At 72.4% G+C, this 17,506-nt stretch carries 17 protein-coding genes and 3 pseudogenes; 11 read left to right on the top strand and 9 right to left on the bottom strand.

The window, feature by feature from the left end:
- Window positions 1–542 precede the first annotated feature (542 nt).
- Entirely contained in the window at window positions 543–764 is a 222-nt protein-coding gene (locus tag AC07FY_RS23520) for a hypothetical protein (protein WP_479009223.1), read from the top strand.
- A gap of 69 nt (window positions 765–833) precedes the next feature.
- Here the strand turns inward: AC07FY_RS23520 and AC07FY_RS23515 are convergent, their stop codons facing one another.
- Complete coding sequence (locus AC07FY_RS23515; RefSeq protein WP_479009222.1) at window positions 834–1,955, bottom strand: FUSC family protein; 1,122 nt, start codon at window positions 1,953–1,955, stop codon at window positions 834–836.
- Window positions 1,956–2,278: 323 nt separating this feature from the next.
- Here AC07FY_RS23515 and AC07FY_RS23510 point away from each other — a divergent pair, with 323 nt between their 5' ends.
- The 3 genes from AC07FY_RS23510 to AC07FY_RS23500 are packed head-to-tail and all read left to right on the top strand — an operon-like array spanning window position 2,279 to window position 4,136.
- A complete protein-coding gene (locus AC07FY_RS23510; RefSeq protein WP_479009220.1) occupies window positions 2,279–3,052 on the top strand; it encodes a hypothetical protein in 774 nt (257 codons plus the stop codon).
- A gap of 2 nt (window positions 3,053–3,054) precedes the next feature.
- A complete protein-coding gene (locus AC07FY_RS23505; protein WP_479009218.1) occupies window positions 3,055–3,492 on the top strand; it encodes a phage holin family protein in 438 nt (145 codons plus the stop codon).
- Window positions 3,468–4,136: a DUF3618 domain-containing protein gene (locus tag AC07FY_RS23500; protein ID WP_479009217.1), complete on the top strand. Its 669-nt coding sequence runs from the start codon at window positions 3,468–3,470 to the stop codon at window positions 4,134–4,136. Before AC07FY_RS23505 ends, AC07FY_RS23500 begins: the two co-directional genes overlap by 25 nt.
- 153 nt (window positions 4,137–4,289) lie before the next feature.
- Here AC07FY_RS23500 and AC07FY_RS23495 read toward each other — a convergent pair whose 3' ends face one another.
- Window positions 4,290–4,748: an ATP-binding protein gene (locus AC07FY_RS23495; protein WP_479009215.1), complete on the bottom strand. Its 459-nt coding sequence runs from the start codon at window positions 4,746–4,748 to the stop codon at window positions 4,290–4,292.
- Between the two features lie 196 nt (window positions 4,749–4,944).
- Here AC07FY_RS23495 and AC07FY_RS23490 point away from each other — a divergent pair, with 196 nt between their 5' ends.
- Both AC07FY_RS23490 and AC07FY_RS23485 read left to right on the top strand, forming a co-directional pair.
- Window positions 4,945–5,283 (top strand): STAS domain-containing protein, encoded by a 339-nt coding sequence (locus AC07FY_RS23490; protein ID WP_479009213.1) that lies wholly within the window; start codon window positions 4,945–4,947, stop codon window positions 5,281–5,283.
- A gap of 479 nt (window positions 5,284–5,762) precedes the next feature.
- A complete protein-coding gene (locus tag AC07FY_RS23485) occupies window positions 5,763–5,954 on the top strand; it encodes a DUF4236 domain-containing protein (RefSeq protein ID WP_479009211.1) in 192 nt (63 codons plus the stop codon).
- Between the two features lie 32 nt (window positions 5,955–5,986).
- Here AC07FY_RS23485 and AC07FY_RS23480 read toward each other — a convergent pair whose 3' ends face one another.
- Entirely contained in the window at window positions 5,987–6,547 is a 561-nt protein-coding gene (locus tag AC07FY_RS23480; protein ID WP_479009209.1) for a phosphatase PAP2 family protein, read from the bottom strand.
- Window positions 6,548–6,624: 77 nt separating this feature from the next.
- Between AC07FY_RS23480 and AC07FY_RS23475 the strand changes: the two are divergent.
- Window positions 6,625–7,475: pseudogene (locus AC07FY_RS23475) on the top strand (phosphopyruvate hydratase family protein); the annotation flags it as partial.
- A 151-nt stretch (window positions 7,476–7,626) separates the two neighbouring features.
- On the opposite strand, the gene AC07FY_RS23470 reads toward AC07FY_RS23475, so the two are convergent.
- Window positions 7,627–7,800, bottom strand: a complete 174-nt coding sequence (locus AC07FY_RS23470) for a CsbD family protein (protein WP_479009207.1) — start codon at window positions 7,798–7,800, stop codon at window positions 7,627–7,629.
- Window positions 7,801–7,910: 110 nt separating this feature from the next.
- Window positions 7,911–8,687, bottom strand: coding sequence for a GntR family transcriptional regulator (locus AC07FY_RS23465; protein ID WP_479009421.1), 777 nt, complete (start codon window positions 8,685–8,687; stop codon window positions 7,911–7,913).
- A gap of 582 nt (window positions 8,688–9,269) precedes the next feature.
- On the opposite strand from AC07FY_RS23465, the pseudogene AC07FY_RS23460 reads away from it, so the two are divergent.
- The 3 genes and pseudogenes from AC07FY_RS23460 to AC07FY_RS23450 form a co-directional block, all read left to right on the top strand.
- Window positions 9,270–9,725: pseudogene (locus AC07FY_RS23460) on the top strand (carbohydrate ABC transporter permease); the annotation flags it as partial.
- A 76-nt stretch (window positions 9,726–9,801) separates the two neighbouring features.
- Window positions 9,802–11,394 carry a beta-N-acetylhexosaminidase gene (locus AC07FY_RS23455; protein WP_479009205.1) on the top strand — a complete coding sequence of 531 codons (1,593 nt, stop codon included), beginning with the start codon at window positions 9,802–9,804 and terminating at the stop codon, window positions 11,392–11,394.
- 116 nt (window positions 11,395–11,510) lie between these two features.
- A complete protein-coding gene (locus tag AC07FY_RS23450; RefSeq protein WP_479009418.1) occupies window positions 11,511–12,920 on the top strand; it encodes a cellulose binding domain-containing protein in 1,410 nt (469 codons plus the stop codon).
- A 146-nt stretch (window positions 12,921–13,066) separates the two neighbouring features.
- Here AC07FY_RS23450 and AC07FY_RS23445 read toward each other — a convergent pair whose 3' ends face one another.
- The gene (locus AC07FY_RS23445; protein ID WP_479009415.1) at window positions 13,067–13,924 is read right to left on the bottom strand and encodes an alpha/beta fold hydrolase; all 858 of its coding nucleotides are present in this window, start codon (window positions 13,922–13,924) and stop codon (window positions 13,067–13,069) included.
- A 62-nt stretch (window positions 13,925–13,986) separates the two neighbouring features.
- On the opposite strand from AC07FY_RS23445, the gene AC07FY_RS23440 reads away from it, so the two are divergent.
- On the top strand, window positions 13,987–14,577 hold the full coding sequence (locus AC07FY_RS23440) for a TetR/AcrR family transcriptional regulator (protein WP_479009203.1): 591 nt from the start codon (window positions 13,987–13,989) through the stop codon (window positions 14,575–14,577).
- A 132-nt stretch (window positions 14,578–14,709) separates the two neighbouring features.
- Here AC07FY_RS23440 and AC07FY_RS23435 read toward each other — a convergent pair whose 3' ends face one another.
- The 3 genes and pseudogenes from AC07FY_RS23435 to AC07FY_RS23425 form a co-directional block, all read right to left on the bottom strand.
- Complete coding sequence (locus tag AC07FY_RS23435; RefSeq protein WP_479009201.1) at window positions 14,710–15,123, bottom strand: TraR/DksA family transcriptional regulator; 414 nt, start codon at window positions 15,121–15,123, stop codon at window positions 14,710–14,712.
- A gap of 56 nt (window positions 15,124–15,179) precedes the next feature.
- Window positions 15,180–16,205 (bottom strand): non-homologous end joining protein Ku, encoded by a 1,026-nt coding sequence (gene ku / locus AC07FY_RS23430; RefSeq protein ID WP_479009199.1) that lies wholly within the window; start codon window positions 16,203–16,205, stop codon window positions 15,180–15,182.
- Window positions 16,206–16,476: 271 nt separating this feature from the next.
- Window positions 16,477–17,414, bottom strand: a pseudogene (locus AC07FY_RS23425) (alpha/beta fold hydrolase).
- Between the last annotated feature and the right edge of the window lie 92 nt (window positions 17,415–17,506).

Here is a 17,506-nt window from a genome sequence, read left to right as displayed (position 1 = left end):
CGCGACAGCCATGTCGGTGGTCCTCTGCTCTGGCCGGAAGACGAACCGTGGCCGCTCTGCCACGAGCCTCACGCGTCGGTGACGGAAGGTTATGCCCCCGACGACATACGCGGCGCCCGAGCCGCGGGAGTGTGGCCGAAAAGTCGGCCCTGGACCGCCACCGGAACGCCTGACGACGGCGGGCCGGTGCCTTTTGCGGCGCTTGCGCAGTTCTTCCGCCGGGACATCCCGGGCCTGGCCACCGGGCCCGATGGAGCGGACCTGGTGCAGTTCTTCCGTTGCCCGCTCACCCACGGGCGCCACTTCGAGCGCCGCCACCACCTGAGGTGGCGACACGCAGCGGAGACCGGGCACGCCGAACGCTTCCTGACCGCGCCCCCCGAGATGCCGCTGCTGCGGTGGGAACACGAACTCCCCGAGCCGTGTGTCCTGCACCCCGAGGAAGTGGACACCTACCCCTGGGCGGTGGGTGCTGACGTAGCGCGTCACTCATCGGCAGGGCTCCGTTAGCGCGCGGTGTCCCGGGGGCTGAGGGTGGAGCCATGACGTCACCACGATTGGTCATCTATCCGCCCGACGAGAACGGGTGGCGCAGGGTCCGGTGGGACGGGACCGCCATCGGCGTGGCTCACCGTCCGAGCGACATCCACGCGTTCCTGGCCGCTGCCGGGATGGAGAACCCCGAGGAGCTCGACCTGGCCGACCCCTCGCTCGTGGAGTGGCGGGGTGTCGGCCCTGAGAGCTGGGCCGAGTCGCCGCCGTGACCGGCGATCGGCAGCCCCGGCCCCGGGCGGCTGCGGCACGGCGGGTACGGGCCCCCGTCCCGCCGCGGCTCACGCGTGGCTGAGCGCGTGCGCGCCCGACCGGAGCTCGTCCAGGAGGCGGGCGGCGTCGGTGAGCAGGGTGCCCTGCAGCGTCGGCGCCACGGACCGGCCTTCCGGATGCGTCAGGTAGTCCTCCTGGATCCGGTCCAGTACGGAGGTCGCGTCCTCGATCATGGCGGCGAGGCGGTCGTCGTCGGTCCGGGACGGCTGTCCGATCTCCTCCATCGCACCGGCCGAGGTCCTCAGCACGCAGGCGTACCCACTGCGGAAGGACGCCGGCAGGTTGTCGATTTCCCGGCTGTCGACGGCGTAGTCCACTGTGCGCGTGAGGGAGCGCAGGTGGTCGAGCGAGCGCTGGGCGATCGTGAGGGCCTCGCGCGTCCGGGGGAGGGCCTGCGAGGCGCCCTCGAAGCTGCGGCGGGGATTGAGGCGGCTGTTCTCCTCCTCCGCCTCGATGCCCTGGTGCAGGGTGTCGCAGTCCTGGGACAGGCGTCGCCAGTCGCGTCGCCACTGCCGGACGCGGCCCGGGTCGGGCGTGGCCTCCTCGAGGGTGTCGGCGAGGCCGTTGATCCGTTCGCTCGTCTCCGCGTAGAGACCCGCGACGTCCGTCTGCCGATGGCGGGCGTGGCGGGCGGGAGCCAGGATGACGTGGGCCGCGAGTCCGCAGACGGCGCCTATGGCCACGGAGGCCGCCAGGTGCCCGATGTATTCGATCCGGCCCTGTCCGGAGGAGAACGCGAAGAACCCCACGACCGCCACCTGGTTGCCCTGCCGGCCCAGCCGTCCGACGCGGCCGAGCCAGAGCGCGGCCAGGGTGAGGAGACCGAAGGTCCAGGCGTGGATGCCGGCGGTGGCCGCCAGGGTGGCGGCCAGCGTCGCGCCGACCGACATGGCCAGGGCGTACTGGGCGCAGTCGCGCAGCGAGCGGTACAGGGTCGCCTGCAGCGCCACCATGACCGTGAACGGGGCGAACGTCGCCACGGCCGGCGGCAGGAAGAAGCGGGCCAGTGTCCACGCCACCATGGCCGCGACCACCGTCTTCGCTCCCAGCAGCAGGTCGTCCCGCTCGCTTCCCGGGGTCCGCACCCCCCGCCACACGTAGGCGGCGGCATCGGCAGCCGCCGCGCTCACCCTTTCCGGGACGTTGCGCCACCTCGGCACAAGGAACCACCTCCTCGGGGCCGTCTGCCCGGCTGACGAGCGGCAAACGTGCACGGCGGGACGAGCGACGAGCGGTACGCGCTCCTCCTCCCGCGCCCGTCCCCGCAGAGCTCTGGCCATGGCTTCGCGAGGGCGTTCGGAATCCGATGCGGTCCTCCCGCCGCTGGTCCGGGGGCCTGACCGGACGGGCGGCCGCGTCCCCGGCGGGTCATCTGGGCCGTGCACGGGTGAGGCGCCGAAACCAGGGCAGGTGCCCTCTGCAACGTCCACACGCCATTCATCGAGGAGGAGCCTTGAGTGACTTCCAGGATGCGAGCCGCGCGGAGGAGAGCAGGACCGCGGCCGTAGCACACACGGTTCAGGACAAGGCCGGCGAGAGCGCGTCGCTGGTGGGTGGGAAGGCCGCCGAGGTGGGCGGTACGGCAAAGGAACAGGCGGCCCATGTGGTCGGCGAGGCCACCGCGCAAGCCCGGGACCTGGTCGGTGAACTGCGTACCCAGCTGACCGGGCAGGCGGAGACGCAGACCCGGCGCCTGGCGGAGAACGTGCGCCGCCTCTCGCAGGAGCTGCGGGAGATGGGCGAGAACGGCAAGCCCGACTCCGTGATGGCGGACGTGGCTCGTCAGATAGCCGACGGCGGGCACCAGGTGGCCTCCCGCGTGGAGCAGCGCGGCCCCGACGGTCTGATCAGCGACCTGCAGGGGTTCGCCCGCCGCCGTCCGGGCGTCTTCCTCGCGGGCGCGGCGCTCGCCGGGTTCGTCGTCGCGCGGGCCGGCAAGAGCCTCAGCGCGGCGTCCTCGTCGGAGACCACCGGCGGCCCTTCCGCCGACCGCGCCATCGCCCGCCCCGACGCGGCCGGCACTCCGGCCACCGGGCCGGGGGCCGGCGACACGACGGCCGTGGCGCCGCCCGTGCCCCAGCGGAGCGGCATTCCCTCCGGTTACGCGGACCCCCTTGACACCTACGGGCAGTCGCAGCCCCCGCACGTGACGCCGGCGCCGCCGGCCTACCCCCCGGCCGCCTCGCCGCCCTCCGTCGACCGTCCGCAGTCCGGGGGAGGTTTCTGAGCATGGCCATCTCCTCCCACGAACGTCCGACGGCGCCCGTGCCGCCCCCGTCGGCGACGGCACCGGAGCCGTCCATCGGGGACCTCATCGGTGAGATCGGCCAGGACCTGTCCCAACTCGTGCGGGACGAGATCGAGCTGGCGAAGGCCGAGATCAAGCAGGAGTCCACGAAGGCCGGCAAGGCGTTCGGGATGCTCGGTGGGGCGGGCTACGCGGGGCACATCGTGCTCCTGTTCGGCAGTCTGACCGTCGTCTTCGCCCTGGCCAACGTCATGGACCCGGCGTGGGCGGCCCTGATCGTCACCGCCCTGTGGGCCGTGGTGGGCGCGGTGCTGTATGTGACCGGCCGCAGCCGCCTGCGCACCGTCAACCTCAAACCCGAACAGACCGTGGAGAACCTGAAGGAGGACGCACGATGGGCACGACACCCGACGGGCTGAGGAGCGACCTGGAGTACCGGCGTGCGCATCTGGCGCGCAACGTCGACCTCCTCGCGGACCGGTTGACCCCAAGCAGGGTGGCGCGCCGGAAGGTCGACTCGGTGCGCGATCGCATGAGCGGAGTGAAGGAGCGTGTGATGGGCACGGCACAGGACGCGGCGCAGGGCACCTCCGGGAGCCTGCACCAGGCTGCGGACAGCGTGACGGAAACGGCCAAGGAGGTGGGCGGCACCGTGCAGGAGACGGTCCAGCAGGCCCCGGCCCAGATCAAGCGGCAGACGCAGGGCAGCCCGCTGGCCGCCGGACTGATGGCTTTCGGCGCCGGCATGCTGGCGGCCGCCCTCCTGCCGACCACCGCGGCCGAGGAGCGGGCGGGGCAGCAGCTGCGGGAGCACTCCGACGAGCTGCTCGAGCCGGTCAAGCAGACTGCCCTCCAGGCCGCCCAGGAGGTCCGGCAGGAGATGGAAGGCCCGGTGACGGACGCGGTCCAGACGGTGAAGGGCACTGCGCAGGAGGCCGTGTCGACGACGACCGAACACGCGCAGAACGCAGGCCAGGAGACCACCGAAGAGCTGCGCCGGGTGGGCCGGGACACCGCCGCCGAGGTGCGGGACACCCCCGGCGCGGGTCGTCCCCCCGTATAGCCGCACGCCGCAGGTGACGGGCCCGGGACCGGCTGACCGGTCCCGGGCCCGCTGTGTGGTCCGGCGCCACCGACGTGCGGTGCGCGTGCGCGGCCTGAGCGGAAACGCTCGGCACGGGTGCGGTCCCCAGGGCCGGGTGCGGCGACCGACTGATCAGCGGGGGGCGCGCCGGGGCGGGGTGAACGTGGCGACGACCGTCTTGCCGCCGTGATGGACGTGGACGTCGACGGTGTCGGCCAGCGCGTGGACCAGCCGCCACCCGAATCCGCCGGGCCGATCGGGGGCCCAGGGGTGGGCCAGGGGCGGTCGGGGGGAGCGGTCCGAGACGTGCACGGTGACCGCGCGGCCCCGGACGCCGACCTGGAAGCCGGAGACGCCACCGGCATGCCGGCGGGCGTTGGAGACCAGCTCGGTCACCACGGTCAGCACGTCCTGGACCCACGCGTCCTGACCCCGCCCGTCCTCGTCCCACCCGTCCTGGCGCCACCGCTCCGGGGTCCACCCGTCGGGCACCCGCAACGCGCCGAGGGCGTCGCGGACTGCGTCCCTCGCGGCCGCGCAGGTGAGGCCGCCGGCCTGTAGAACCCGCGCCGAAGCGGTCTGCTCCTCCATGACATCCTTCCGCCGGTTCCCTCCGCCTGGCAGGTGACAGAAGCCCCTGCCCGTGCTGCTGACCGTCACGACGCCCGCGAGGGGGTGTTCGGTTCATTCCTGCGAGGGCTGTGCATGGCTGAGGCACGAATTCCGGGTCGCCCGCGTTCCCGCCCGCGTGTACCCCTCGCGGCCGGCGTGCCGCATAGTAGGCGGTATGGGCGATCAAGAAGACCGCGCCCCCACGCCGGGGGCACATGGCGATGACCAGCGACTCGTCGTACACGTCGGCGGAGAGATGGACATCGACCGGGCCCCCATGCTCATCGATGCCCTGCACGCCGCGATCACCCAGCCGGGCAGTCCGGAAGAGATCATCGTCGACCTCGCCGAGCTCTCCTTCTGCGACTCCTCGGGCCTCAACGCCTTCCTCGAGGCCCGGCACACGGCGGAGCAACACGGCAGGCGGATCGTCCTGCGCGCCCCCCGCCCGCAGTTCCGCAGCCTGCTGGCGCTCACGGGCGCCGAGGCCTTCTTCCCGATCACGGACACCTGACCCACCCCACGGCGACGGCGGACGCGCGGCGCCACCGGCCGGTCCTCCTCCTGGCTGACCGATCCGCTTCGGCCAGTCGCCCGGGCTCAGGTGCGCGCCCGAGCCACGGCTCGGGCTGCGGCTGCCCGACCTCGCTGCCGCCCGATGGATCGACGCTCCCGACGCCGCCGTTCCCCTCGCCCACCTGCGCGCTGTCGCCCGAAGTGACGGCTTCGGTCCCCAACTCGCTTACGCGGACCGTGACATCCGCGGCCTCGCCGCCCTGGTGGCCGCCGGCGGTGGGCTCACGACGGCGGCCCTGCCCCTGGCCGGAACTCGGCCATGCCCTCCGCCCGCCGTGACAGACGCCCGGCCCATGGGGTGCGGGGCCAGGGACATCCGTCCGCGCATGGAACAGGCGGCGCCGGACATACGTGTGTCAACCAGCCCGCAGCTCAAAGGAGTTGGGCAACGGGCACTGTGCGCACCGAGGAGACGCCATGCCGCTGACATTCCGCAAGAGCTTCAGGATCCTGCCCGGCGTCCGGCTCAACATCAACCGAAAGTCGTGGTCGATCACCACCGGGGGCGGAAAGTACGGACCCCGCCGCACCCACAGCAGCACCGGGCGCCGCACCACCTCGGTGGACCTGCCCGGCCCCTTCGGCTGGCGCAAGACCCGCCGCGGCTGATCTTCGGACCGGATCCCGCGCTCGCCGCTGGGTCACCACGCCGCACGCAGCCATCGGCGGAGCAGTCTTCGGGGTGCTGCGCGGACGAGTGCGGCGGAAGCCAAGCCGATGACGGTGCCGGCTGCGACATCGGACGGGTAGTGCGCGCCGCTGTGGACCCGTTGGATTCCCACCAGAACGGCCGGCAGGGCGCAGGCGGCCGCGGCGACGGGCCAGCCCGGAGCGACGGCAGCGGTGAAGGCGACGGCGGCGGCGGTGTGACCGGACGGGAAGGAAGAGCTGTCGGGCCGCTCCTCGACGTCGTGGTGGGGGATCCACTCCTTGGGAGGCCGCCGCCGCTCGATCAACTTCTTGGCGACCGCGTTGGACAGGACCTCCGCCACCGCCATGCTGCCGATACCCGCGACCGCGGCCCGGCGCCCCCGCCAGCCGCCCCCCGCGGCCATGACGGCGGCCGCCGCCCACCACAGCTTCGTATGCTCGGCGGCCTCCTCGACCGGCGGCAGCACCTTCCGCGCCCAGCCCGATTCCCAGGCGGCGACGCGACGTGTAAGCCGGTCATCGTGTTTACGCAGGGCAGTCGGCATCTTCATGAGGTGCGACTTCCCGCAGCGCCGCGGTCCATGCCCCCCGCCGGCCCGTGCGGGCCACTGCACGCGGCCTCCCGTGCAGGGAGGCCGTACAGCTGCGCGACGCGGACCCCACGCGCCGGCACGGCAAGGGCGTCGACCGCGCCGTGGCCCATGTCAACGGCGAGATCGCGACGTCCGTGCGCGGCCGGGCCGCGGCGGACCAGGCAGGTCTCGACGCCGCCCTGATCGAGCTCGACGGCACCTCCACGAAGTCCCGGCTCGGCGCGGACGCGGTCCTCGGCGTCTCCCTCCCCGCCGCCAAGGCCGCCGCCGCGGCCCACCGCCTGCCCCTCTACCGCTTCCTCGGCGGAGCCGGCGCCCACCGTCTGCCGTTGCCGATGATGAACATCGTCAACGGCGGCGCGCACGCCGAAAACCCGCTGGACTTCCAGGAATTCATGATCGCGCCCCTGGGCGCGGACACCTTCGCCGAAACCGTCCGCATGGGCAGCGAGGTCTTCCCCACCCTGCGCCGCGATCTGCTGGCCGCCGGGCACTCCACCGGCGTCGGCGACGAAGGCGGCTTCGCCCCCGCGCTGCGCACCGCCGAGGAAGCCCTCGACTTCGTGATGGCCGCCATCGAGCGCACCGGCTACCGTCCCGGCACGGACATCGGTCTCATCGACGCCTACCCCGTGGCCTCCATCGAGGACCGATGGCGGAGCGACCTGGACGGCTGGCGCGAGTTGACCGCCCGCGTCGGCGACCGCTGCCGGCTCACCGGCGACGACGTGTTCTGCACCAACCGGCGACCGGCTGCGGCCAGATCAAGACCGGCTCGCTCTCCCGTTCCGACCGCACGGCGAAGTACGACCAACTGATCCGTAGCGAGATGGAGTCGGGCGGCGCAGCGCGCTTCGCCGGCCGCTGCGCACTGCGCCGGGTCTGAACGCTGGACCCGTCGGGTCGGGTCGTTCGAACCGGTGGCGTGCGGTGCGGGCCGGTGCCGTGCGCTGGGGGAACGGACGCGGCTGGGCCCCGACCCAGGGGGAACGGGTCGGGGCCCAGCCGGAACTGCGGCCCAGGGGGGCCTGGTCCGGTCAGTGGCGGAAGGAGTCCTTGACGTCTTCCTTGGCGTCACGCGTCTTGCCCTTGGCCTGGTCGGCCTGGCCCTTCGCGGCCATCCGCTCGTTGCCGACGGCCCGGCCAACGGTCTCCTCGACCTTGCCCTTCGCCTGCTCGGCCTTCGCCTTGCCCTTCTCCGTACCCGACATGGGGACCTCCTCGTGTAGTACCGGCTTGGTCGTAACCGCTCTCCTGCTCCCGATCCCCGCCCGCAAACCCCCGGCGCCGGAACCAATCCGGGGCGAGTGCCCGCAGCGGGTCAGGGTCGTCCCTGCACGTCCCCCAGTGTCGAGGCGGCCACCGGGTCGCCGTGGGTGAAGTCGCCCGGGGGAATGCCCGGGTGGTGGCCGTCGGCCGGTGCGGCGGGTGCGGCGTCGGCACGGAGCGTCAGGTGGGACACGATGCGGTAGCGGTCCCCGCGGTAGAGGGAGTGGACGTACTCCACGGGCTGCCCGGAGGTGTCGGTGGTCAGCCGTTCGAAGAGGAGGGCGGGCGAGAGTTCCGGTACCTCCAGCAGCTCGGCCTCCGCGCGGGTCACCACGGTGGGCTCGATCGTCTGCGTCGCCTCGTTCACGTGCACGTCGTGGTGCGCACGCAAATGCTCGTACAGATCGCCGAACTCCAATTCGCGCGAGCTGAGGCCGGGGACCAGGGCGGCGGGGATGTGCAGGTGCTCGATGGCCATGGGGTAGCCGTCCACCAGCCGCAACCGGGCCACGTACACGATCGGCGCGGCGGGGGAGAGGCGCAGCCTGCGGCCCACTCGTGCGCCGGCCGGTACGGTGGTGAACTCCAGCAGCCGGCTGGCCCAGGCACCCGAGGCGCGGGGCACGCCGAGCGCATGGCGCCCCGGTACCAGTTCCTGGGTGATCTTCTCCGGAGCGACGAACACGCCCCGACCGTGTTCGCGGATGAGAACGCCGGCGGCGACCAGCTCGTCGACGGCCGCCCGCAGCGTCGGGCGGGACACGCCGAGTTGCACGCACAGGGTCCGCTCGGACGGGATCGCGTCCCCGGCCCGGCGCTCCTCGACCATCCCCAGCACCGCATCTCGCACCCGCTCGCGTTTGAGTACGCCGCCGGGGCGGATTCCCGCAGATCCGTCCGAGGAGCCGTCCGAGGAGTCGTTTGGGAAGCCGCCCGAGGGGCCGTCCGAACCGCCCGCCCCATCGACTCCTGCGGAACGCGGTATGAGGGCGGGCGGGGCGGGCTCTGGCGGTGGCACCGCCCCGGCCCCGGCCACGGCCGCCGACCGGGCGGTGCCCGGGTTCCTGTCGCGCATCTGCGTCGTCCCCTCTCCAGCGCCCGCTACCGCGTTGCATGCAACCAGTCGTGGTCGGTCCGACCGCCACCCGGTACTGGTCAAGTCCAGTTTACGGGGTGATCGGGACGCCACGCCTCGGGATCCGAGCAAAACGCCTTCATTCCAGGGGGGTTGACGGTCGTATTGGTCTATGCCAGTTTCTTCCCTCACCGGCAGGTCATCTGTCCAGTGGGAAAGTGGTCAGGTGCCTGGTCCGGTTCATTGCCATCCGCCACCCTCCTGCCCCCCTCCGCGTCGCGTCATTTCGATCCCCCGCCCGCCCGCCGCTCGCTGCGCCCTTCCGAGGTGAACCGCATCATCGCCCGCGACACCGACATGCTCGACCGGCTGATGACCCTCAGCCTCGTGTACTTCATGGTCACGCTGCCGTTCACCATCATCGTGCTGCGCAGCTTCATCACCACCATCCCGCCCGAGCTGGAAGAAGCCGCGCAAGTCGACGGCTGCACCCGCTTCGGAGCGTTCCGCCGGATCGCCCTGCCCCTGCTCACCCCGGGGCTGATGGCCACCTCGCTCTTCGGGTTCATCACCGCCTGGAACGAGTTCGCATACGCCAACTTCCTCATCATCAAGAACCAGGACCAGCGCACCCTGCCCGTGTGGCTGTCTTCCTTCCAGAACACCTTCGGCACCGACTGGGGAGCCACCATGGCCGCCTCCACCCTCTTCGCCCTCCCCGCCTTCGCCCTCTTCCTGTTCCTCCAGCGCCACGTGACCTCCGGCCTCGCCTCCGGAGCCGTCAAGGGCTGAACCACGCACACGGCCCTGCAACCGGCCCTGCCCCCGGGCCACCGCTGCGAGCCCCTCCCCGGAAGGCTGCACCCCCGTGCCAACTCACCGTCCCGAACAGGCCCTGCTGCCCCGGCCCACCCGGTACGCCCCGCGGCCCGGCCACTTCACCCTCGGCCCCGCCACCACCGTCCGCACCACCCCCGGAGCCGACGGCGCGGCGGACCTGCTGCGCACCCTCCTCACCCCGGTCACCGGCCTGCGCCTGGCACCCTCGCGCACCGGCGCCGTCACCCTGGCCGTCGACGCGGGACTGCACGGCCTGGGTGAGGAGGGGTACGGACTCACCGTCTCCCCGCACTCCGTCATGCTGCGCGCCGCCACCCCCACCGGACTGCTGCGCGGCGTCCAGACGCTCCGGCAGCTCCTGCCGGCCGAGGCACTGGGGCCCGTCGCCGCACCCGTCCGGCGGGAGCGCTGGGAACTGCCCTGCGCCGAGATCACCGACATCCCGCAGCACCCCTGGCGCGGGCTGATGATCGACGTCGCCCGCCACTTCCACGACACCGCCACCCTGCGCCGCCACGTCGACCTCCTGGCCCTGCACAAACTCAACGTCCTGCACCTGCACCTCACCGACGACCAGGGCTGGCGCATGCCCATCGCGTCCTACCCCCGGCTGACCACCGTCGGGGCCCACCGCGCCGAGTCGATGACCGGCCCCGCCGGCACCGGCGGCTTCGACGGCAGGCCGCACGGGGGCGCGTACACCCGCTCCGAACTGGCCGACCTGGTCGCCTACGCGGCGCAGCGCGGCGTACGGGTGGTCCCGGAGATCGGGATGCCGGGACACGTCCGCGCCGCCCTCGCCGCCTACCCCCACCTCGGCAACCACCCCGAGCGCGCACTCGGGGTGTGGACCCGCTGGGGCGTGTGCGAGAGCGTCCTCGGCGTCCACGACGAGGTCCTGGACTTCATCCGGGCGGTCCTGGACGAGGTGATGGAGGTCTTCCCCTCGCCCTACATCCACCTCGGCGGTGACGAATGCCCCACCACCGAGTGGGAGCAGAGCCCCCGCGCCCGGGCGCGCGCGGCCGCGGAGGGACTGCCCGCCCCGGCCGCCCTGCACGGCTGGCTGATGGGCCGGGCCGGCGCCCACCTGCTGGAGCACGGCCGCCGCCCCGTCGGCTGGGCCGAGGAGGGATCCCTGCTTCCGCCCGGTTTCACGGTGATGAGCTGGCGCGACCCCGCCCACGCGGCCGAGGCGCTCCGACGCGGCCACGACGTCGTCCTCACCCACCACCGGACCACCTACCTCGACTACGCGCAGGACGACCACCCCGACGGGCCGACCACCCAGCCCGGCCCCGTCGTCGACCTGCGCACCGTGCACGGCGGAGACCCCGAACCGCGGGCTCCCGCCGAAGGCCACGGGCGGGTCCTCGGCACCCAGGCGCAGGTCTGGACCGAATTCGCCCCCGACGCCGCGGACCTTGACCGCCTCGCCTACCCCCGCCTGTGCGCACTTGCCGACCGGGCCTGGACCGGCTCCACCACCTGGGCCGACTTCTCGTCCCGGCTCCGTGCGCACGTCCCCCGACTGGACGCCCTGGGCGTCCGCCACCACCCGACGACCGCGCCGCGCACGACCGCCGCCGCGACGCCCGCACGTACAGCGCCCTCCGCATGACACCGCCCCGATCACACCCTGGAGAGGACCCCCTCGTGACCCGTTCGAACACCTCACCCGACCTGACCGGCTCGACCGGCACCGTGAACCGGCCCGCCGGCCTGCGCCGCACCCGCATGCGGGCCGCCGCCGCGGCGGCCGTCGCCACAGCGCTCGGCGCCGCCGCCCTGGCCGCTCTGCCGGGCACCGCCAGTGCGGCGAGCAGCCTGTCCGTGCAGTACCGCACCAGCGCCGGCGCCCCCACCGCCGACCAGAGCGAGCCTTGGTTCAAGGTGAAGAACACCGGTACCACGGCACTGCCGCTGAGCGAGGTCAAGCTGCGCTACTACTTCAAGTCCGATGCGCCCGGCGCCACCTACCGCTTCGCCTGTTCATGGGCGGTCAAGGGCTGCGCCCACATCACCGGCACCTTCGGCAGCCTCGCCAACCCCACCGACACCGCCGACCGCTACCTGGAGATCGGCTTCACCTCCGGCGCCGGCTCCCTCGCCCCCGGCGCCGACACCGGCGACATGCAGCTGCGCTTCCACCAGTCCAACTGGCAGCCGCTGCGGCAGAGCGACGACTACTCCTTCATCGCGGGCCAGACCGCCTACGGCGACTCCACCAAGGTCACCGCCACCCGCGCCGGCGCCCTGGTCTGGGGCACCGCTCCGGCCGGCAACACCCCCACCGACCCGCCGACCACCCCGCCGCCCACCACGCCCCCGCCCGGCGGATCCGGCTCGCTCTGGGACGACTTCACGTACGCCTCCCACACCGACCCGAAGATCTCCGCCAACGGATGGTCGGTACGCGCCAACTCCGGTGGCCCCGGCGTCCCCGGCGCCACTTGGGACCCCTCCAACGTCACCTTCTCCACCGCCAACGGCAACACCGTCATGCGCCTGGAGACCTCCACCAACGGCACGGCCTCGGGTACCGAACAGACCGAGGTCCTCACCAAGTCGACCAAGTTCAAGAACGGCACGTACGCGGCCCGGGTCAAGTTCAGCGACGCCCCCATGTCGGGCCCGGACGGCGACCGCATCGTCCAGACCTTCTTCACCATCAACGACCTCAAGGCCCCCATGGCCGACGACTACGCCGAGTACGACTTCGAGTACCTGCCCAACGGCGGCTGGGGCGAGCCGGCCAACATCCTCTACACGACCTCCTGGGAGACCTACAACCCCGAGCCGTGGCAGGCGGTCAACGCCCACACCGAGAGCCGCCAGAGCTACGCCGGCTGGCACGATCTCGTCGTCACCATCGACAACAACGCGATCACCTACTACGTCGACGGGCAGCTCTTCGGCACCCACGGCGCCTCCTACCTTCCCGAGCGCCCCATGTCGATCAACTTCAACCAATGGCTGATCGACCTCAACGGCCAGACGTCCACGACCCCCCGCGCGTACGAGCAGCAGGTCGACTACGTCCTGCACGTCAAGGACCAGGTACTGACACCGGCCCAGGTCAACGCCAAGATCGCGGCGTACCGGTCGGCCGGCACCGCCTTCGAGGACACCGTGCCCGCAAGCTGAACCGCGCTCCCGCGCGGGGGGCGGGAGCCGGAGAGCCGCGGACGTCGCCCCTTGGCTCGGGGCGGCGTCCGCGGCCATCGGCCCGCTGTACGTCGTACGGCGAGCAGTGCCCGACCCTCACCCTCACCTCCACTCCCGCTGCCCGCTCAGTCGGCGTGCCGGACCGGCTCCGCTCCGGTCCGCACGAGGAAGTCGGTCAGCACCCGGGCGAGTCGTTCGGGCTGGTCCTCAGGGACGAGGGTGGACGAGCCGGCGATCTCGACCAGCCGGCCCCGCGGGTACAGCGCGGCCAGTCGCGGGCCGTGCTCACGCGGCATCAAGCGGTCCTCGGTCACCCACACGACCAGTACCGGGCGGTCGAACCCGCGCAGCCGCTCGCTCCAGGCCAGCAGGGTCCGGCGGTCGGGTGCTCCGGTGGCGAACTTGGCGAAGTCCCTGCGGACGGCCCTGCTGCGGGTGGCGGGAGCGAACCAGTCGTCCATGATCTCGTCGGGGATCCCGCGCAGACTCATCCCCCCGTACCCGGACCGGTGGTGGCGGACCGCGGGGATGCCCATGAGCCGGGTCAGCAGCCGCACACTGCCGGGGACCCTGCACACCCGCGCCATCGCCTTGGCGGGCCCGGGAGGGAAGTTGTCGAAGGCCTCGCAGGCCACCAGCACCATGCGCGCCAGCCGCTGCGCCCGCCCTTCCGACACCAGGAACTGACCCCCGCCCCAGTCGTTGAGGACGAGGGTCACGTCGTCCAGACCGAGCCGCTCGATGAACTCGCCCAGCAGCAGGGCCACGCCGCGCTGGGACAGGTCGGCGTCCGGGTTCATCGGCCGGCGGTGACCCCCGAGGGGCAGCGTGGGCAGCACGCACCGGTACCCGTCCAGCAGCGGGACCACCTTGCGCCACTGCGTCTCGTTCATCGGCATCCCGTGCCCGAAGACCAGCACCGGTCCTTCCCCGCCGGTGTCCTGGTAGTCGACCGGTCCGGCCGACAGCTCGATCCTCGGCATCAGCACCCCCACTTGATGGAGTGTTCTACTGCAATCCTGGCCGCGGGGAAGGGCAGAGGGCAATGGGACGACCGGACACGCGAACCAGGATCCAGGGCGCCGCCGTGCGGCTGTTCCGCCGCCACGGCTACGCGGCCACCGGCCTCAAGCGGATCGCGACGGAGGCGGAAGCGCCGTTCGGCTCGATCTACCACTTCTTTCCCGGGGGCAAGCAGCAACTGGCCGAGGACATGATCCGCACGTCCGGACCGGAGTACGGCCGCATGGTGCTGGCTCTCCTGGACGGTGTGCCGGACCCGGCCGAATCCCTCGTACGCGCCTTCGAGGCGGCCGCGGACGACCTCGCCGCGGCCGACTACGCCGACGCGTGCCCCATCGCGACGATGGCGTTGGAGGTGGCCGGCAGCAACGAGGTGCTGCGGACCGCGACGGCGGAGGTCTTCGAGGAGTGGATCGCCGCCGCGGCGGGTTGGTTCGGCCACTGGGTGCCCGACCCGAAGGCGGCGCGATCGCTCGCCTACTCGATGATCATGATGCTGGAGGGAGCGTTCATGCTCAGTCGGGCCGCGCGCGATCCGGAGCCGCTTCGCGTCGCCGGCCGATCGATGGCGGAACTGCTGCGGACGGCGGTCGCGCAGCCAGGGCCCCACTGACGCACCCGCTGCGCGCCGGGCAGGGACGCGGACGGACGGGCACCGGCAAGGCGCCGCGACGTCCGTGCCGAGACCGGCTCCGGCCTGCCCGGCTGTTCGATCGGCCGACCGATCAAGCCGCTGCGGGCGACGTCAGGCGGGGCGTGGAGGCCGGCGGGGACCGGGCCGGGCGCAGCGGACGCAGGTGGTCGCCGCCGGGCGGATCTCCAGGCGCTCGGGTGCAATCCCCTCGCCGCAGCCTTCGCACCGTCCGTACTGGCCCTGCTCCAGCCGTTGCAGCGCCCGGTCCAGCTCGTCCAGGTGCGCGCGCGCCTGCGCCACGAGGGCGGCCACGTGGGCGCGCTCGAAGGCGGTGCTGGACCCTTCGGGGTCGTGTTCGTCGTCGACGGCGATCAGGGCGTTCGCGGCGACGATCGCGTCGAAGTCGCGGCTCAGCGCGGCTGTCCGGGCGAGGGTGTCGGCGCGGTCGGCCGCCAGCCGCGCGCGGACGGCCGCCGAGGTGGCCGGGCCGCGCTCGTCAGGGTCGTGCCGCGATGCTTCGCCCATGCCGGGGACAACGCCGTTTCGCGGTCCCCGATTCCTGGCAGCCCCGGCGCCGGGGCTCAGGCGGCGTGCTTGAGTGCGTCGACCAGGTCCTCCCGGGTCATGTGGGAGCGGCCGGGGATGTTGGCCGCGGTGGCCTTCTTGTAGAGGTCGGCCTTGGACAGGGCGTCCAGGTCTTGCTTCTTCGGAGCGGAGCGGATGCGCTTCTTGCCCGCCGGCTTCTTCGCGTTGCCGGAGCCGGAACGCGTCGTGCGGGCGCGCGTCGAGGCCGAGGTGGAAGCCTTCTCACCGGCGGACTCGGGGCTGCGGGCGCGCTCGACGCTGGCGCGCAGGGCCTCCATGAGGTCGACGGCGCCGGTCGGCTCGGGGGCCGGCTCGGCCTTCTCGACGGTGTCGCCCTTCTGCTTGGCCTCGATGAGGGCGGCGACCTTCTCCTGGAAGGTGTCGTGGAACCGGCCCGGGTCCCAGGGCATGGCCATCGCCTCGATGAGCTGCTCGGCCATCTGCACTTCCTTGGCCGTGCCCTTGGCCGCCTTCCCGGGAAGGCCGTCGATCTCGTCCTTGGGGTTACGGATCTCGTCCGCCCAGTGGAGCGTGTGGAGGGTGAGCAGGCCGTCTTCGGCCTTCAGCACCACCAGGTATTCGTGCTGGCGCATCACGAACGTGGCGACACCGGCCTTGCCGGTCGCGGCCAGCGCCTGCTCAAGGAGGCTGTAGGTCTTCTCGAAGCCCTTGCCGCGAGGCCCGAGGTAGTAGGTCTTGTCGAAGAAGATCGGCTCGATGTCGTCCAGGTCGACGAACCCGGCGATCTCCAGGGACTGCGAGCGGCCGGGGGCGATGTCATCCAGCTCCTTCGGCTCGACCAGTACGTACTCTCCCTCGCCCGTGTCGTAGCCCTTGACGATGTCGGACAGGTCGACCTCTTCGCCGGTGCGCTCGTTGACCCGCCGGTTGCGGATCCGGTCGGCGGTGCCGCGCTGCAGCTGATGGAAGTGGATGGTGTGGCTGTCGGTGGCCGTGTAGAGGCCGACCGGCAGGCTGACCAGCCCGAACGACAGGTTTCCGGCCCAAACGGGACGTGCCACGGCCGTGCCTCCTCCTCTTCCCGAGCCCTCTCGTCCTTCCAGCTGACGGCTTCCGTCCGGTGATCGCATCCCTACTGTGCCGGACAGGTCAATGCGCGGAAGGCCCCCGCGCGCGCCCGCCCGGGCACGGAGAGTCGGACCGTACGGCTCCGTCGTCTCGTGCCCGGTGAGGGCTGCCCGGCGGGGGACGGGGTACGTGTCCGCGGGAGTCGGCCGGAAGGCCGGTGCGCCCGGGAGGCGAGCGCGGTGGTGGCGGGGCGGCCTCGCTGTCCTAGGCCTCGTTCCTGGCAGGGGTGAGCGAGTCGACGTCTTCCATGAAGCTCAGCATCCGGGCGTTGACGACCTCGGGGTGGTCGATCTGCGGTCCGTGGCCGGTCGCGGCGATGATCTCGGCCCGCGCCCCGGGAACGAGCCTCGGCACGCGCTCCAGCTGCCGCTTCGGGTGCACGAGCAGGCTGTGCCTGCCCATGATGAGGTAGAGCGGGGTTCGGATGGACCGCAGCGCGTCCTCGGAAAGCGGCAGGGGCGCGGGGCGGCGGATCCGGAACGCGCGTGCGCCGAGCTGGATCCATTTCCTCATCTCGGGGACGGCGATGACCGGCTGGTCCAGCCACGCCGCGAGGCGCGGCCGCAGCGCCTTGGGGGCGAAGGTGGCGAACAGGCTGACGAACACCCAGGCGAAGAAGCGCAGCCCCACCTTCTCCAGGCCGCCCGGGTCGAGGGCGGTGACGGAGGCGATCCGTCAGGGCGCCGATGGGCCTGGTTCAGCACCAGCCAGCCGCCGTAGGAGGAACCGACGAGGTGGACCCGGTCGAGACCGAGTGCGCCGAGGGCCTCGTCCATCCACTGGGCGGCCCGCTCCGGCTGCCACATGGGCTCGCGGTGGACGCTGCGGCCCGCATCGCCGGGGGTGTCGAGAGCGTAGACGGGACGGTCGAGGCTGAGCCCGCGGGTGTTCGGGTACCACATCGCGGAGGAGTAGCCGGCGCCGTGGATCAGGACGATCGGGGTGCGGGATTCGGCGGCGGGATCCGCGGGCCCGTACCGGTAGACGTGTGTGGTGCCGAAGCTTGTCTCGACGTCCGTCTCGGAGCGCAGGGGCGCCCCCATGGCGTAGAGCACGTCGGCGGCGGCGAAGTAGCGGTCGCGCAGCTCGTCGTTGACGTAGCGGCCGACGTCACGGCGTATGCGGGTCGTGTGTGCGGGCACCAGGCACCTCCGAGAAGATCCATTCTTTGTGGTACGACCGTACCACGATGTTGGTACGCGCGTACCATGAAGGGGTCCGGCACGGCACGGGC

Source organism: Streptomyces sp. NPDC045967 (assembly GCF_056430495.1).
The sequence above is the reverse complement of the archived record's forward strand: the minus strand, read 5'-3'. Positions and strand labels throughout refer to the sequence as shown.

What these genes read in the sequence shown, in the direction of transcription:
- AC07FY_RS23480 (WP_479009209.1), bottom strand. Translation starts at nt 6,547, where the DNA reads ATGAAGATGCCGACTGCCCTGCGTAAACACGATGACCGGCTTACACGT.
- AC07FY_RS23500 (WP_479009217.1), top strand. Translation starts at nt 3,468, where the DNA reads ATGGGCACGACACCCGACGGGCTGAGGAGCGACCTGGAGTACCGGCGT.
- AC07FY_RS23490 (WP_479009213.1), top strand. Translation starts at nt 4,945, where the DNA reads ATGGGCGATCAAGAAGACCGCGCCCCCACGCCGGGGGCACATGGCGAT.
- AC07FY_RS23450 (WP_479009418.1), top strand. Translation starts at nt 11,511, where the DNA reads ATGCGGGCCGCCGCCGCGGCGGCCGTCGCCACAGCGCTCGGCGCCGCC.
- AC07FY_RS23520 (WP_479009223.1), top strand. Translation starts at nt 543, where the DNA reads ATGACGTCACCACGATTGGTCATCTATCCGCCCGACGAGAACGGGTGG.
- AC07FY_RS23470 (WP_479009207.1), bottom strand. Translation starts at nt 7,800, where the DNA reads ATGTCGGGTACGGAGAAGGGCAAGGCGAAGGCCGAGCAGGCGAAGGGC.
- AC07FY_RS23440 (WP_479009203.1), top strand. Translation starts at nt 13,987, where the DNA reads ATGGGACGACCGGACACGCGAACCAGGATCCAGGGCGCCGCCGTGCGG.
- AC07FY_RS23485 (WP_479009211.1), top strand. Translation starts at nt 5,763, where the DNA reads ATGCCGCTGACATTCCGCAAGAGCTTCAGGATCCTGCCCGGCGTCCGG.
- AC07FY_RS23505 (WP_479009218.1), top strand. Translation starts at nt 3,055, where the DNA reads ATGGCCATCTCCTCCCACGAACGTCCGACGGCGCCCGTGCCGCCCCCG.
- AC07FY_RS23445 (WP_479009415.1), bottom strand. Translation starts at nt 13,924, where the DNA reads ATGCCGAGGATCGAGCTGTCGGCCGGACCGGTCGACTACCAGGACACC.
- AC07FY_RS23435 (WP_479009201.1), bottom strand. Translation starts at nt 15,123, where the DNA reads ATGGGCGAAGCATCGCGGCACGACCCTGACGAGCGCGGCCCGGCCACC.
- AC07FY_RS23465 (WP_479009421.1), bottom strand. Translation starts at nt 8,687, where the DNA reads ATGGTCGAGGAGCGCCGGGCCGGGGACGCGATCCCGTCCGAGCGGACC.
- AC07FY_RS23495 (WP_479009215.1), bottom strand. Translation starts at nt 4,748, where the DNA reads ATGGAGGAGCAGACCGCTTCGGCGCGGGTTCTACAGGCCGGCGGCCTC.